The sequence below is a fragment of the Aquamicrobium sp. NLF2-7 genome (genome assembly GCF_022359935.1).
Taxonomy (GTDB): Bacteria; Pseudomonadota; Alphaproteobacteria; order Rhizobiales; family Rhizobiaceae; genus Mesorhizobium; species Mesorhizobium lusatiense.
Genome location: NZ_JAKSED010000007.1, coordinates 157,291 through 173,479, shown reverse-complemented (window position 1 = coordinate 173,479; position 16,189 = coordinate 157,291). Strand labels below are relative to the sequence as shown.

The window sequence follows — 16,189 nt, the reverse complement described above, 5'->3', positions numbered from 1 at the left end:
GCCATGCCCAAGGCTTGGGCGATGATGAAAGGCTTCCACAGGAGAGCAGGGTAATGGTCCGATGGTCGGACCTTGGCCTGAACATCAAAGCGATGCCGTCTCCCCGTACCGCTCGACGTACAGCTCAACATGAGGCCGGTTTCCGGAGACAGCCCGGTCATTCCGGTATCCGGTCACGCTCTGGCGTCAAACACACCGCTTGCGGACGGCGCATTGAATGCGGGTCACATGCATCCTGATACTTTTTCATTGTGAGACTTGACGTTTACGGAAGCAGGCACATTTCCTGCGCGCGGGGCTATGCAACAGGCAACGGCGTCGCTGACACAGCGTTTTGTTTATCGTTTGAAAGGAAGAAAATGTCTGATCTCGTGGTTGTGGTTTATCCGTCCGAGGCCAAGGCTGAGGAGGTTCGCCAGAAGCTCTTCGATCTCCAGAAGGAGTATCTTCTCGAACTCGGTGACGCAGTGATCGCCACCAAGACCGAATCCGGCAAGGTCAAGCTCAATCAGGTGGTGAACACCACGGCAGCCGGGGCGGCAACGGGCAGTTTCTGGGGCCTGCTCATCGGCTTCCTGTTCCTCAATCCGCTGCTTGGCGTCGCGGCTGGCGCTGCTTCCGGCGCTCTGGCCGGCGCGCTCACCGACATTGGCATCGACGACAAGTTCATGAAGGATCTGGGCGATAATCTGCAGCCCGGTTCGGCTGCGCTGTTCGTGCTCATCCGCAAGATGACGGCCGACAAGGTTCTCAAGGCAGTCGAAGGTTTTGGCGGCACTGTCCTCAAGACATCCCTTGACGAGACCAGGGAAGATGCTCTGAGGGATGCGCTGAGGCAGGCCGGCAACCAGTAAGCCCGCGCTTCCGGTTTTTGTAACGGCTGCATACTGCCTGGGGCGGTTTGCAGCCGTTATGCTGTTGTCGCCGGCTCCGGCGTGGGGCATGGTCGGATGAGAGCGGTGTGAACAGGGGATCTGCCGATAATGACAGGCAATGCGGGGGTGCAATGAACCGTGCGACCAGCGCCAACGGTTCGATCCTGAACCCGATCGTCACTGTTATTCTCGTTCTGGCAGCGCTTTATGTGGCGCATTCCGTATTCATCCCGCTTACCTTCGCGCTGTTCGTCATTGCCCTGGTGTGGCCTCTTCAGGCAGCGCTGCAAAAGCGGATGCCAAAGCTGCTGGCGCTGTTCATAACGCTGGCGATCACCATCTTCGTGGTCCTGACCGTCAGTTCCGCCGTGCTGTGGGGGCTTTCGCGGCTGGTGCAGTGGCTGATTGCCAATGCCGGCCATTATCAGGCCGTGTTCAACGAGTGGAGCCAATGGCTGGATGAACAGGGCATAGCCGTTGCGGGGCCGCTGACGGAGCTGTTCAATGTGCGGTGGCTGTCCGGCTTCCTGCAGACGCTGATGAAGCAGTTCAACAGCATGGCGGGCTTCCTCACCCTGGTGTTCGTCTTCGTCATGCTGGGCTTGCTGGAGGTTGACGATTTCAACGAACGTCTGCGCCTGCCATCGGTACAGCCGATGGGCGCGACCATGCTGCGCGCCAACCGCATGATCGGCACCAAGCTGCGGCGCTTCATGGTGGTGCGCAGCTTCGCCAGCGTGCTGACGGGGCTTTTCGTGTGGAGCTTTTCGCTGCTGGCAGGGCTGGAACTGGCAGCGGCGTGGGGGGCGATCGCCTTTGCGCTCAATTACATCCCATTTCTGGGACCGCTGATTGCAACGATCTTTCCCACGCTTTTCGCCATCGTGCAGTTCGAATCCTGGCAGACGGCCGTCACAGTGTTCCTGTGCCTGAACGCGATCCAGTTCATCACCGGAAGCTACATCGAACCGCGGGTCACAGGTTCCACCCTCACCATATCGCCGTTCGCGGTGGTGTTCGTGGTGTTCTTCTTCAGCTTCCTGTGGGGCTTGCAGGGCGCGTTTATCGGCGTGCCGATCCTCATTGCGGTGGTGGTCTACTGTGCTCAGTTTCCCTCCACACGATGGCTGGCCGTGCTGGCGGCGGGAGGCGGCGCGCAGGCCGATCCGCCGCCGGAGAGCTGACGGGCAAAGTCGTGCCGTTTCCGAAACGCTCTTCCGGCAATCCGCCGCGGATGGCGCCGTGAGCAGCAAAGGCCTGCCGGCCGGTCCCGGGATGAGTTACTTTCCGGCAACACCGGAACATGTTTCCATGAACGCGAAAGGTTTCTGGCAGAACGCTGCAATTGCCATGCATTCGCCCGTCTGTTATCTGCAAACTTGACCCTGCCAATCATGAATTGGTGGCAAGTGGGATGGCAGCAAGAACATGACCATGAATGCCGCACACGACAGCAGAGGTGGCGATGCGGCGCCGGCTGGCCGGATGGGGGCAGCCTGACATGAACAGCGCTTCACTTCAGTCGCTTCACGATCGGGAGGAGAGCCGCATTCTGCGGTTTTTCCAGCGTCGGCTGAAGAACCGCGAGGACGCGGCAGACGCAACGCAGGAAACCTTCCTGCGCATGCTCACCGTTCCCCGCTCCACACTGATCGAGAACCCGCAAGCCTATCTTTTTCAGGTCGCCAGATCGGTCGCGAGGGTCGCGGTTGCCCGCTCCGCAAGGGAAAGCGAACTTTTTGCGGAGGAAGCGGCAGGTCTGGGCACGGCGGACGATGCGCCGGGACAGGAACGCATCATCGCTGCGCGGCAGTCGCTGGTTCTGATGGCGAAGGCTATCGCCGAACTGCCCAACCGTTGCCAGCAGGTGTTCATCCTGAGCCGGTTGCATGGGCTTTCCAACGGCGAGATTGCCGCCGAGCTTGGTATTTCCCGAAACATGGTCGAGAAGCACATCATCAGAGCACTGCTTCATTGCCGTAAACTGCGGGCGGAATTTTTTTTCTGAACCGACGTCAGGTATATGCTTCCGCAGGGCTCTTAATTGTCAGAAGGGCCATGCTAAGGCAGTGTCCCTTGCAGGATGCCGGCGCGGGACAGGATGCGGTTGGACCACAGTTCGCAGGAAGATGATCCGGTTGCCGGTGAGGCGGCCATGTGGGTTGCGCGCTTGCAATCCAGCGATGCGACGCCTGAAGACCACAGCCGTTTCCGGCAGTGGCTTGAGCAGGATCCTTCCCATGCCGTTGCCTATGATGAGCTTTGTGCGTTGTGGGGCGATCTCCGGCATGTTCCCATCCCGGCCGACCGCCTGAAGAAGCTGCGCCGCCGCCGCAGTGCAACCCTTGCCACGATCACCACGCTGGTTGTCGCCGCCGTCGTCTCGGCGGGCGCGTACCGGATGGGCGTCGTCGACCGCTGGCAATCCGACTACTATACAGTGGTCGGCGAGGTGCGATCGATCCGCCTTGAGGATGGAACGCTCGTCGATCTCAACACCGACAGCGCTATCGCCATTCGTTATTCGCAGGATGAAAGGCGCGTGGAACTGTTGCGGGGTGAGGCCTTCTTCAGCGTTGCGCGCAACCCGGAACGCCCCTTCATCGTCGATGACGGGGCGCTGACAGCGCGCGCCGTGGGAACGCGTTATTCCGTACGCACGGCGCATTCGCGGTTCCCGGCCGATGTGCAGGTGGAGGAAGGGCGGGTGGAGGTCGCCACGCCACAGGACCGCGCCCTGCTCGATACCGGTGACGCGGCGACGCTGACAGACAGCGGCGAACTGCAGGTCAGCCGCCGCGACGTTGACAGCCAGACCGCCTGGCGCGATGGAAAACTGGTGTTTTCCGAGAAGCCTCTGGGCGAGGTGCTGGCCACCCTGCAGCGCTACCGGCACGGCCGTATCGTCATTCTGGATGAGACGGCAGCGAGGCAGAAGGTTTCCGGCGTGTTCGACCTCAGCGACACCGACCGCGTTCTGGATGCGCTGTCAGAGAGCCTGCCGGTAAAGGTGACGCACGTTACCGACATGATGATCCTCGTCCGCTCCCGTTGAATTTTTTTCGCAGGAGACGTCAGGAGGCAGACCCGTTTCCCACTCTTAGTCTTCAGGAGGGTGCGCGGCAGCAGCGGCGAGCCTTCCCTGTAATCAGGAGACGGGGCAGTTCATGGCGCTTGCAGCTATTCGGGGCACTATACGTAACAGGATCGTGGCGGCAGGCCTTGCGGGCATATCGCTTGCCGCGCTCAGCACAGCGGCACACGCGCAGGCAGTTCCTGAAAACACGGCAGCGCCCGTAGCGGCTGCCGTCAGCCTCTCGGTTCCCGCTGGTCCCCTCGAAGCGGGCCTGATCAGCCTCGGTCGCCAGACCAGCCTTCGGCTCATCTATCCGAGCGAAGTCACCCGCGGCAAGCGCACAGGCGGTGTCAGCGGCACGCTTGCGCCGCGCGATGCGCTGGGCCGCCTTCTGGCGGGCACGGGCCTTGCCTACCGGTTCACCAACGCCAATACAGTCACCATCGTCGATCCCGCATCCGCGGCCGGCACAGCGCTTGGACGCGACGGTTCACTGGTGCTGGACACGATCAATGTCGAGGGACAGGCTGAAAGCGCATGGGGTCCCGTGGATGGCATCATCGCCCGCAATTCGGCAAGCGGGACCCGGACCGAGACGCCCATCATCGAAACCCCGCAGACGGTGAACGTGGTGGGCGGCACGCAGATGCAGGAGCAGGGCGTTTCCACCGTGGGCGAAGCGCTGCGTTATACGCCGGGCGTCGTCACCGGTACGGCAGGCGGCCAGGCTGACCGGCATGACGCTTATTTCGTGCGTGGCGAAGGCGGCTTTTCCGCAGCCGCCCAATATGCCAGCACGCTGGACGGCCTGCGCTGGCGTTTCAGTGACCGCACATCCGTTCAGATCGATCCATGGATGCTGGAGCGGGTCGAAGTGGTGAAGGGCCCGTCCTCGGTTCTGTTTGGCGCCGGTCGTCCCGGTGGCGAAGTGAACCTCGTTTCCAAGCGCCCTAGCTTCGAGAAGCGCAATCACGTCTTCGCCAGCATCGGCAATTATGACAGCGGCGGAGCCGGCTTCGATTTCACCGGCCCGATCAATGACCAGTTCGCCTATCGCCTGATCGGTCTTGGCCGCGTCGACGGCAATGGTGTGGACTTCCAGACAGGCGAGCGCCTGATGCTCGCGCCCTCTCTGACATGGGCGCCGACAGATGCCACCAGCCTGACCCTGAGCGCGCTCTACCAGCGCGACCCCAAGGCTGCCGATGCCGGCTTTGCTCCGGCCTATGGCTCGGTTCTGGCCATTCCCGGCTACGGCAAGGTGCCGGCCAGCTTCTGGCAGGGCGATCCGGACTGGAACGAATACAGCCGCACCCAGACAGCGGTGGGACTGGAACTCAATCACAGCTTCAGCGACAGCTGGAAAATCACCGGAAAGATGCGCTACGGCCGGCTGGAAAGCACGACACGCGCGATGGATTATACCGCCATGGTCGATCCGACCACGATGATGCGGACCATCTATCTGGCCGAACATGACAACAAGTCGTTCAGCGGCGACTTCTATACCGAAGGCAAATTCAGTACCGGGGCGGCCGAACATACTGTGGTTGCTGGTGTTGATCACCAGAAACTGACCGGGGGGCACAAGGATGGCTGGGATCGGTTCCAGTACCCCGTCATCGATATCTTTGACCCGGTCCGGGGCGTGACGCCGAATGCTTTTGATACGTTCCGCGTTTTCGAACAGCCTTTCCAGCAAACCGGCCTCTATGCGCAGGACCAGATCGCCATCGGAAACTGGCGGTTTCTGGGTGGGCTGCGCTATGACAGCGTCAAGGCTTCGACCTCGACGCTCGTGACATTGAACGGGGCTTCTTCCTATGCCGCGTCATCGGACTCCCAGATGACTGGCCGTATCGGTGCGGTCTATCTGTTCGACAACGGCTTCGCCCCGTTTGTCAGCTATTCGACCTCATTCAATCCGCAACCGTCGCTGAGGGACGATGGATCGCTGCTGAAGCCTTACACCGGCGAGATGTGGGAAGGCGGTGTCCGCTATCAGTCGCAGGACGGATCGCTGTTCTGGAGTGTTGCCGCGTTCAGCGGAAACAAGGATGGTGTCGGCGCGCAGACGACGTGCAACTTCCCCAATCCGGGTCCGCTGGACCGCTGCTTCACCGAAGATACGAAGGCCAGAAGCAGGGGCATCGAGCTTGAAGCCCGCGCGCAGCTGACCAATGGTCTCGATCTCATCGCGGCGGCCACATGGCAGAATGTGCGCTGGAAGGAGTATCTTGGGCAGAGTGTCGATTATCACGTGGTCGGCGTGCCCGATTACACTGCATCGCTGTGGCTGAACTACAGGATTCCGGAAGGCCAGACTGGTCATGGTTTCAGCATAGGCGGTGGCGTGCGCTATGTCGGCTCGACCTATGCGACAATGGATAATCTGTGGGGAACGACAGAGTACGCATATGCCGGCCAGCCATCGAAGGTTCCGTCCTTCACTCTGGTCGACGCTTCGATCGGCTATGATTTCGCAGCGCTCGGCAAGCAGTATGAAGGGCTGGAGGCGCGTCTCAACGTCGCCAACCTTTTCGACAAGCACTATGTTGCCGCCTGTAACGGCTACGGCACATGCTCCTATGGCAAGCGCCGTGAAATATCGCTCAAACTGAACTACAGCTGGTAAGTCCGGTTGGCGCCCAGGCACAAAACGGCGACGCCGAAACGTCGCCGTTTTTGCCGCTGCGGCACGGGCGGAAAGCGATCTGGAGCCGAAGGGATACATGGATCGTGGTTCGGGTTGCTTCGCAACTTCCATCCATGGTTCCTTCCGGAGTGAATGACGCAGCATGAAACCCCTGAAGGTTGTCCAATGATCCGCATTTTCATGTCTGTCGCTCTCATGCTGGCCGCATTCTGTGCGCCGGCGGCGCGAGCCGAAGTGTCGATCGTGGATGACGCCGGCCGAACGGTGACGCTGGCGGCACCGGCCAGCCATATCGTCCTGACAGACGGCATGGGCTTCGTCTCTCTTGCATTGCTTGATCCACGTCCCGAGACCCTGCTTGCGGGCTGGAACCGGGCGCGCATGGATGCGGACATACTGAAAGCATTCCGCACGTCACTGCCGGATCTCGATCAGGTTCCCGACATCGGTGAACCGGGCGCCAGCGGCGCATCTCTTGAACAGATGATCGCCCTTTCGCCAGATCTCGTGGTGCTCGATCCGTTCTATAACCAGTCCGCGGCCGCGATCCGGACAATGGAATCGGCCGGAATAGCTGTTGCCGTTCTGGCCCTGACGCCCTCCGTTCGCGATGAGCCGCCGACGGCCGGCCTTGACCGTCTCGGCGTGCTTTTGGGGCGGCAGGAACGGGCTCAGGCATACACCGCTTTCGTGCGTGAGCGGCTGGATCTCATCCGCAGACGCGTCATCAATCTTCCGGAAGCAAAGCGTCCGGCTGTATTGTTCGAAGCTCATGCCAGTCAGGAAAGCTGTTGCATGGCAACAGGCGCGGGCAGGGGGATCGGCGACTTCATCGGCCTGGCCGGCGGCACCAGCATCGGCGCGGAGGTCATTCCCGCGATGGCCGGGCCTTTGAGCCTCGAATACATTCTGGGAAAGGCACCCCAAGTCTATATAGGCACCGGCGGCGAATATATGGCTGCGCGTGGCGGGCTGGTGGTGGGCTCATCCGTAACCGATGTTCAGGCAGCTGCATCCCTGCAATCCGTTTTGTCGCGCAACGGGTTTGCCGAATTGCCGGCTGTCCGGGAAGGCAGGGCCCACGGCCTCTCGCACGGGCTTGCCATTTCAGGCATCAACATCGTTGCCATAGAAGCGATCGCCGCGTGGATCCACCCGGACCTGTTTTCCGATGTCGATCCGCAGGCGACACTGGACGAAATCGGCCGGCGTTTCCTGCCTGCACCGCTTACCGGCATCTGGTGGACCAGCGCGCCGGCAGCCGCAGACATCCGATAAGTGGATGAAAGGTGCTGGCGGCCGTCAGCACCCTATGTCTCAAAAAAGAATGAGCCCTGCCATCGCCGGCTTCTTTCTGACACCTGAGGTGGTCGCGACGCGCGAAGGACTGGCCGGAGCTTCTTCACTCCGGCCAATCGAGGCAGGATGTGGTCTGGACCGGGGTCGCCGCCCACAATCGCCAGAAACCGGCGCCCTTGTGAAGTTCTGTAAAACCTGATTAAAATGAGCATGTTTTGGCCGATGGTCGCCATATGATCCTGTCCGATCGCGCTCATGAGATGATGTCCAGCAGTTTCGCATGCACCTGCCCTTCGAGGGCACAGGCTCATTTGCGCCTTCGCTGCTGCGGAGGGGCGCGATGACGAACCTCAACCAGTGGCTTGGCGAGCTGTATCGCCGTCATCACCGCGATCTGGTTCGCTATGTGGCCCGTCTGGTGGGCGGACGCGACAATGGCGAAGAGGTCGTGCAGAACACCTATCTCAAGCTGGCCGGCCGTTCCGCGCAATCCTTCGCCATCGAACATCCGAAAGCCTATGTGTTTGCCGCAGCGCGCACCGCGGCCGTGGATTTCACTGCACAACAGAACAGGGAATGGCTGTATCGCGTCGATCTGGCGGATGTGGACCATCTCACCGGCGAGGACCCCACCAGCCTCCTTCACAGGCGCCAGCGCATCGTGCGCCTTGCCGTGCTCCTCAACGAGTTGTCGCCCGATTGCCAGACAGCGTTCATCATGAACAAGATCGAGGGCAGGAGCCATCGCGAGATCGCGGAACGGCTGGGCGTTTCGGTCTCCATGGTGGAAAAGCATATCATGCGCGCCCTCGTCCATTGCCGCGACCTGATGCGCGAGGAGGGCGGTTTCTGAAAATCGCGATGCGCCCTGGGTTTTCTGCATCCTTCCATTGAGGATTTTGGCCACACCGCCCGTCTTATGGGTTAGGAAGCCATTGGGCCAATATGCGGGACTTCATGACGTGACCTCCGAATCCGGGCGACATCGCTTTCCGCCGAAGCACCTGTCCGACCAGGCGCTCGCATGGATCGTGCGCCTGCATTCCGGGGATGCGCCGGACACGGACTGGGCCGCCTTCCGCAGCTGGCGCCGCCAGAGCGCCGATCACGAGGCGGCCGCACTGGAAGCGGAGATGCTGTGGAGCGACGCTTCCGAACTGCACCGCGACCCGGCAACGGGCCTCGTGCGGCCTGGCCGCGGCAGGGGCGGCCCGTCGCGCCGCGCCATCATCGGCGGCATCGCGGTTCTGGCCGGCGCCGGCGCCGCCGGCATGTGGATGAAAACCACGGGCCGGCTGTGGAGGGCGGACCATGCCACCGGCGTCGCGCAGACCCGCATCATCGATCTTGATGACGGTTCGCGCGTGACGCTCAACGCCATGTCAGCCATCGACATCGATTACGGCCCGAGGCTGCGCAGGATCGTTCTGGTCGGAGGAGAAGCCTTCTTCGAGGTGCGCAGCGATCGCGCCCGCCCCTTCGTGGTGGACATAGGCGCCAGCCGGGTGGAGGCGCTCGGCACCGCCTTCAACGTCAACGCAAATCTGCCCGGTGACAGCGTTGCCGTCGCGGTAACGCAGCACAGCGTCAGGGTCGATGCGCGAATGGCGCAAGCCCCGGCGTCTGCAAGCGGCGATGGCATCGTGATTTCGGAGGGCGAGCAGGTGGTCATTTCGCCGGATGGCCACCTCGGCAGTATCGTGCAGCAGGAGGCCTCGGCGGCCACGGCCTGGCGAAGCGGCATGTATGTCGCCGAGGACAAGCGGCTGGACGAGGTGATCGCCGCGTTCAATGCCTATCATGACGGCTGGATCGTCCTGCGGGGCGAGGCCGTTCAGGGTTTGCGTGTCAACGCGGTGCTCGATTTGCGCACGCCCGATGCCTCGCTCGATGCGCTGGCCAGCGGCCTGCCGATCAGGGTGCGGCATGTGTCGAGATATTTGACCGTAATAACAGGTGTTTAGAAGAGAATTCAATTTTTCTGGCGAGTTCCGTTGAGGATTCTTGCCGGAAACCCGGTCTAAGCTCGTGAGGGCAATCACGACCAGTGAAAGGCAGCGATCCCTCTTCAGACCAATCGAAGGCAGGGGATCCATGTCAGGGACACCGGGGTTTAATCGTTTTTTCAAGGCGGTGCTGATCGCTTCCACCGCCATGATGGCACCAGGCGGCATCGCGGTTGCGCAGGCGCAGTCGACGGCGCAGGCAGGGGCCGTCTCGTTCAACATTCCGTCGCAGTCGCTGACGGCATCGCTGACCGCCTTCGCGCGGCAGACGGGCATCAGAATCGCCTATCCCGCCGCCCTGACCAGCGGCAAGTCGGCTCCGGCCCTGCGCGGTTCCTTCACCAGCTCCGAAGCGCTCGGCCATATCCTGGCCGGCAGCGGGCTTTCCTATCGCTTCACAGGTGACCGGGCGGTGACGATCATCGATCCGAGCGCGGCGGATTCCGGTTCGGTGAATGCCAACGGCGCGCTGGTTCTCCAGACAATAGATGTGCACGGCAGCTCCGAGACCGGATGGGGACCGGTCGGAGGCCTCGTCGCGCAGACATCCGAGACCGGCACCAAGACCGACACGCCGCTGCTCGATGTGCCAGCATCCGTTTCGGTCGTCGGCGAGACGGAGATCGAACGGCGCGGGGTGAAGAGCCTCGATCAGGCGCTGAACTACACGTCCGGTGTCAACACGAACCTCTATGGCGCGGACAAGCGCTATGACTTCCTTGCCATCCGCGGCTTCGACGAAACCGGCATGGGCATATATCGCGACGGCCTGCAGAACCGCACCTACAATTTTACCGGCAGCCGCGTAGAGCCTTATGGCATGCAGCGGGTCGAGGTCATGAAAGGTTCGACCTCCACGTTGTATGGCCTGAATTCGCCCGGCGGCCTCGTCAACATGATCACCAAGCGGCCGCAGGATCAAAAGCACGGCGAGATCTACACGACCTTCGGCGAGGACCACATCGAGACGGGCACGGACTTCGGCGGACCAATCGACGCCAATGGCGATTGGAGCTATCGCATCACCGCCAAATGGCAGGACAGCAAGGACGGGCACGACTGGGCGCGTGACGACCGGTTCTATATCGCGCCGGCGCTGACATGGAAGCCGACTGACTTCACCACGCTGACGCTGCTGGCCGACTACAACAAGCGCAAGGGCGCAAACCGCTACGGCATTCCTCTCGGCTCCGGCCTCGACCCCGACACCTTCCTTGGCGAGAAACAGTTCGACCAGAATGACACGAAGGAATGGAACATCGGATATGTGTTCGACCATGACTTCGGCAATGGCCTGACGTTCCACTCGAACGCCCGCTACAACGAGCTCGACCTCTCCAACAAGAACACCTATGCCTCAAGCGCCCACCCGGTGACGAGCCGGCGCTATGCCATGATGGTCGAGGGCGAGCTCGAGCGCTTCTCGATCGACAATCATGTCCAGTACGATGCCAGCTTCGGCCGCTTCGACAGCCGCACCCTATTCGGCGTGGACTACTCCCGGACCAAGCAAAATGAGAGCGATACCCGCGGTCGCATTGCCGGTGTCGGAGACCTTTACACTCCGATCTATTGCAGCCCGAACTGTGTCCTCACGCCGGACCTTCTCATGCTTGGCCCCCCCTATACCGGTTCGGGAACGCAGACGGCGGCAGGCGTCTATCTCCAGGAGGAACTGACGCTGGACGACCGCTGGATCCTGACGCTCGGCACCCGATACGACCGTGTTGACAGCAAGGCCGACGCCGATTTCGACTTGTCGGGGTTACTCCTGTCCGACTCGCAGGACATCAAGGAGCATGCCCTGACGTCGCGGGCGGGCCTTACCTTCAAGGCGACCGAGGAGCTGTCGGTCTACGGCACCTATTCGGAATCGTTCCAGCCGGTTCCGCCCGTACCTTCCTTCTACGGCGCTTTCGGCCTTCCCTCGCTGTCGGGCGACAACAAGCCGGTCGAGGGCGTAATGTGGGAGGCCGGCGTCAAGTACCGGCCAACCGGCATGAACGCGCTGTTCACGGCGGCAGTCTTCAGCCTCGAACAGGAGAATGCTCCCTACTACGTAGGCCTGCAGAGATACCAGATCGGCAAGCTCAGGACCCGCGGGCTGGAACTCGAGGCGAAGGCTGCGATAAACGAGCGCCTGAATCTGACCCTCGCCTATTCATATCTGGATTCGGAAATTCTGGAAGACGGGCTGTCGGCGGTTCAGACCAACAAGGGCAACCGCTTCCAGTTTATTCCCGCGCAAACCGCATCGGCCTGGGTGGACTATACGATCCCCGGCAACGACACGTTCGGCGACCTGACGCTGGGGCTCGGCGCGCGTTTCGTCGGCACGCGCTACGCAGACAACGCGAACACGCTGAAGCTCAGTTCCTATACGGTGTTCGACGCGGCGCTGAACTACCAGATCACCGACAACGCGTCCCTTGCCGTCAACGTCACCAACCTGTTCGACAAGAAATATATCTCGCATGTCGAGACATGGAGCGCGCCCGATACGCTGTTCTACGGCGATCGCCGGTCCATAAAGGGTACGCTGAAATACACCTGGTGATGCAAGCGATGCCTGCGAACGGCGCTTCGAACATCGACGCGAACATATCCACCGACGCCTTCCATCTGGAAGGCGTCGGGCTCGTCATCGGACAGCAGCCGATCCTGAACGGCGTGTCGCTCGGCTTCGCGCAAGGTGGCGTGACCGGGCTTGTCGGGCACAACGGGTCCGGCAAGTCCACGCTTCTCAGGATCATGGCGCGCCAGCTTGCGCCGACGTCGGGCAGCGTCCTCTACGGCGGCAGGCACCTCTCCGCCTATGGCGAGCGCGCCTTCGCCCGCGAGGTGGCCTATCTGCCGCAGGACGTGGGCGCAGGCGCGGAGATGAGCGTGCGGGAACTGGTCGCCTGCGGGCGCTATCCGTGGCACGGACCGCTCGGCCGTTTCACCGACGAAGACCGCGAAAAAGTGGAGGCGGCGATCGCCGCCACCCATCTCGAACGCTTTGCCGAACGCATCGTCGGCACGCTTTCCGGCGGCGAGCGCCAAAGGGCGTGGCTGGCCATGCTGGTGGCGCAGGACAGCAAATGCCTGCTGCTCGACGAGCCGACGGCCGCGCTCGACATCGCCCACCAGATCGAGGTGCTGTCGCTCATCCGCACCCTGTCGCGCGACAAGGGTCTTGGCGTTGTCATCGTGCTGCACGACATCAACATGGCCGCGCGCTTTTGCGACCGCATCCACGCTCTAAAGGCGGGAGAGGTCGTTGCCAGCGGTACGCCCGGGGACATCGTCACCCCCGCCATGCTGAAGACCATCTACGGCATCGAGATGGGCATCCTGCCCGTTCCCGGCAGCAGTGCTCCGCTTGCCTATGCGTGCTGATTGCTTCCCGCCACTCGACCCGTCGCGCCGGGTGCTGCTGGGGGGACTGCTCGGCGGCTTGCCTGCGGCAGCTTTGCTGCGCGCGGTCCCGACCTGCGCGCAAGGGGCTCCGCGCGTTGTCAGCCTCGACTACGGCCTTGCCTCCACCCTGCTTGCGCTCGGCATCGTGCCGGCCGGCGTTTCCGACCTCGCCGGATGGGACAAGTGGGTCGTTTCGCCGTCGATGCCGGCCGGCGTCGTCGATCTCGGCACCTCGACCGAACCCTATCTGGAAATCCTCAAGGCACTGAAGCCGGATTTCATTCTCGCCACGCCCTATCTCGATGCGCAGATCCCGCTTCTGCAGGACTTCGGCCGGGTGCTGCGCCTGCAGACATTCCGTTATGAGGGAACGCCCATCCTGCAGGCGGTAACCGCCACCACCCGCAGCCTCGCCGGCGACCTTGGCCGTCTTCCGCAGGCGGAGCTTTTCCTGTCCGGCGCGGAAGCCTTCTTCGACGATTGCCGCGCACGGCTCGCGCCCATTTCCGCGCCGCCGGTGGCGCTCGTCAATTTCATGGATGCGCGCCATGTCCGCATCTACGGCAATCCCGGCCTGTTCCACGACGTTCTGGAACGCATCGGGCTCAGCAATGCATGGACGGAGCAGTCGAGCGACTGGGGTCTCCAGACCATCGCCATCGAGGAGCTGTCCCGCATCACCGATCCGCATGCGCGGCTTATCGCGTTTGATCCTGTGCCGCCCGACGTCTTGCAGAAGCTCGCGCGCAGCCCGCTGTGGCGGTCGCTGCCCGTCGCCCGCCCGGGCCATTTCCATGTGCTGCCGCCGGCGCTGATGTTCGGCATGGTCAACGAGGCAATGCGCTTTGCCGGGCTGGTTACGCAGGCGCTGGAGCGGGAGGCATGAGCGCGCCGACGCACAGCTTGCGGTTCAGGCCGGCGCTCGTCGCATGTGCCGGCCTTGCACTTGCCGCGGCGCTGGCATGGCTGCTGGTCGCGCCGAACTTCGCTGCCCCTGCCACGCCCGGTTACGATGCGACCCGGATGGTGCTCTTCTATTCGACGCTGCCGCGGCTGGCGACGGCGCTGATCGCGGGGGCGGCCCTGTCGCTTGCCGGCGCGCTGTTCCAGCTCGTGCTGCGCAATCCGCTTGCCTCGCCCACCACGCTCGGGATCTCGGCCGGCGCCAATCTGGCGCTGGTCATCACGCTGCTGGCTTTTCCCGCGCTGCTCGGCTTCGGCCGCGATCTCGTCGCGCTTGCCGGCAGCGCCGCTGCCGCAGCCACCGTCATGGGCCTTGGCGCGCGGCGCGGTTTCTCGCCCCTGTCGCTGGTGCTGTCGGGGCTGGTGATCAGCCTGTGGTGCGGCGCGCTGGCGGCGGTTCTCACCTTCCTCAACGACCGCTATCTCGTCAGCCTGTTCATCTGGGGCGCGGGCTCGCTGGCGCAGCAGAGCTGGGACATTCCCCTGTCGCTGCTGTGGAAGGTGGCGGTGCTGGCGCTGCTGTGCGCAGCGATCGTGCGGCCGCTCGCCCTGCTGGAGCTGGGCGACGGCAGTGCCGCGGCGCTCGGCGTGCGCCTTGCCCGGCTGCGGTTCTTCGCCATCGCCATCGCCGTCGCCCTGTCCGCGCTGGTCACCAGCGCGGTCGGCGTGATCGGCTTCATCGGCTTGGTCGCGCCCATCATCGCACGGCTTTCCGGCGCGCGGCGCGTGGGCGACATTCTGATCTGGTCGAGCCTGATCGGGGCGGCCCTGCTGTTGTGCGCCGACGTGTCGGTCCAACTCCTTGCCGGCGCCTTCAGCGATTTCCTGCCGACGGGCGCCGTCACCGCCATTTTCGGCACGCCGGTGCTGCTTTTCCTGCTGCGCAGGCTGAAGATGCGGCACCGGGTGATCGCGGCACCCCTCGGCAGCTTTCGCCGCCGGCTTCCGGCCGGCCGTGCAGCCGTGCTCGTGCTGGTCGCCGTTGTCGCTGCTATCGCCATCGCCATGCTGTGCGGGCGCGACCCTGACGGCACATGGCAATGGCTCGGCGGGCCGGCATTTGCCGACCTGCTGCCGCTGCGGCTGCCGAGGACGATGGCGGCCCTCTCTTCGGGCGCCATGCTGGCGGTGGCCGGCGTTCTGCTGCAGAGGCTGACCGGCAACGAGATGGCAAGCCCGGAGGTGCTGGGCATCAGCGCCGGCGCCACCTTCGGCCTTTCGATCAGCCTCTTCGCTGTCGCGGCTTCCGGCATCTGGGTGCAACTGGGGTTTGCCGCCGGCGGCGCCTTCGCCGTGCTGGCGGTCATTCTTGCCTTCGCCCTGCGCGCGCAGCTTGCACCGGAGCGGGTGCTTCTGGCCGGCATTGCGCTCAGCGCCATGGTCGATGCGCTGGTCGGCGTGCTGGCCTCGACGGGCGATCCGCGCGCGCTGACCCTGCTGCGCTGGATGAGCGGCTCGACCTATGGCGTCTCCGCCGGCACGGCCGTGGCGCTTGCGCTGGCTGCCCTGCTTTTGATCGCGCCGGCGCTGCTTTGGCGCCGATGGCTCGATCTGCTTCCACTCGGCCCTTCGTCCACCGCAGCGCTCGGCGTGCCGCTGAAATCCGCCCGGCTGGCGCTGTTTTGCCTGGCCGGACTGCTCAGCGCGGTGGCGACGCTGGGCGTGGGGCCGCTCAGCTTCGTCGGGCTGATGGCGCCGCATCTGGCCCGCGAGGCCGGCCTGACCCGCGCCCTGCCGCAGATGGCGGGAGCAGCCCTGCTGGGCGGCGCGCTGATGGTGCTGGCAGACTGGCTGGGGCGCACGGTGCTCTTCCCCTACCAGATCCCGGCCGGCCTGATGTCGGCGCTGGTGGGCGCGCCGTTCCTGATGCTGCTGCTTTTCCGCAAATCGCGAACCACACAGGTGCTTTGAC

13 protein-coding genes are annotated in these 16,189 nt (G+C 63.3%); all 13 read left to right on the top strand.

Translation table 11 applies throughout. From position 1 onward, the window contains the following. Window positions 1-359: 359 nt before the first annotated feature. The 13 genes from MIC97_RS23575 to fhuB all read left to right on the top strand — a co-directional run bounded on the left by MIC97_RS23575 (window position 360) and on the right by fhuB (window position 16,188). A complete protein-coding gene (locus MIC97_RS23575) occupies window positions 360-854 on the top strand; it encodes a DUF1269 domain-containing protein (RefSeq protein ID WP_239802336.1) in 495 nt (164 codons plus the stop codon). A 152-nt stretch (window positions 855-1,006) separates the two neighbouring features. Continuing rightward, window positions 1,007-2,059, top strand: a complete 1,053-nt coding sequence (locus MIC97_RS23570; RefSeq protein ID WP_239802335.1) for an AI-2E family transporter — start codon at window positions 1,007-1,009, stop codon at window positions 2,057-2,059. Window positions 2,060-2,117: 58 nt separating this feature from the next. Then, the gene (locus tag MIC97_RS23565) at window positions 2,118-2,258 is read left to right on the top strand and encodes a hypothetical protein (RefSeq protein ID WP_239802334.1); all 141 of its coding nucleotides are present in this window, start codon (window positions 2,118-2,120) and stop codon (window positions 2,256-2,258) included. A gap of 118 nt (window positions 2,259-2,376) precedes the next feature. Then, window positions 2,377-2,883, top strand: coding sequence for a sigma-70 family RNA polymerase sigma factor (locus MIC97_RS23560; RefSeq protein ID WP_239802333.1), 507 nt, complete (start codon window positions 2,377-2,379; stop codon window positions 2,881-2,883). 99 nt (window positions 2,884-2,982) lie between these two features. Then, window positions 2,983-3,930, top strand: a complete 948-nt coding sequence (locus tag MIC97_RS23555) for a FecR family protein (protein WP_239802332.1) — start codon at window positions 2,983-2,985, stop codon at window positions 3,928-3,930. A 112-nt stretch (window positions 3,931-4,042) separates the two neighbouring features. Further along, complete coding sequence (locus tag MIC97_RS23550; protein WP_239802331.1) at window positions 4,043-6,586, top strand: TonB-dependent siderophore receptor; 2,544 nt, start codon at window positions 4,043-4,045, stop codon at window positions 6,584-6,586. A 186-nt stretch (window positions 6,587-6,772) separates the two neighbouring features. Then, on the top strand, window positions 6,773-7,885 hold the full coding sequence (locus MIC97_RS23545; RefSeq protein WP_239802330.1) for an ABC transporter substrate-binding protein: 1,113 nt from the start codon (window positions 6,773-6,775) through the stop codon (window positions 7,883-7,885). 361 nt (window positions 7,886-8,246) lie between these two features. Further along, complete coding sequence (locus MIC97_RS23540) at window positions 8,247-8,759, top strand: sigma-70 family RNA polymerase sigma factor (RefSeq protein ID WP_239802329.1); 513 nt, start codon at window positions 8,247-8,249, stop codon at window positions 8,757-8,759. Between the two features lie 109 nt (window positions 8,760-8,868). Continuing rightward, window positions 8,869-9,870: a FecR family protein gene (locus tag MIC97_RS23535; protein ID WP_239802328.1), complete on the top strand. Its 1,002-nt coding sequence runs from the start codon at window positions 8,869-8,871 to the stop codon at window positions 9,868-9,870. A gap of 130 nt (window positions 9,871-10,000) precedes the next feature. Beyond that, a complete protein-coding gene (locus tag MIC97_RS23530; protein ID WP_239802327.1) occupies window positions 10,001-12,469 on the top strand; it encodes a TonB-dependent siderophore receptor in 2,469 nt (822 codons plus the stop codon). Window positions 12,470-12,477: 8 nt separating this feature from the next. Beyond that, the gene (locus tag MIC97_RS23525; RefSeq protein ID WP_239802326.1) at window positions 12,478-13,293 is read left to right on the top strand and encodes an ATP-binding cassette domain-containing protein; all 816 of its coding nucleotides are present in this window, start codon (window positions 12,478-12,480) and stop codon (window positions 13,291-13,293) included. Beyond that, entirely contained in the window at window positions 13,277-14,200 is a 924-nt protein-coding gene (locus tag MIC97_RS23520) for an iron-siderophore ABC transporter substrate-binding protein (RefSeq protein ID WP_239802325.1), read from the top strand. Before MIC97_RS23525 ends, MIC97_RS23520 begins: the two co-directional genes overlap by 17 nt. Continuing rightward, window positions 14,197-16,188, top strand: a complete 1,992-nt coding sequence (gene fhuB / locus MIC97_RS23515) for a Fe(3+)-hydroxamate ABC transporter permease FhuB (protein ID WP_239802324.1) — start codon at window positions 14,197-14,199, stop codon at window positions 16,186-16,188. Before MIC97_RS23520 ends, fhuB begins: the two co-directional genes overlap by 4 nt. Window position 16,189 lies beyond the last annotated feature (1 nt).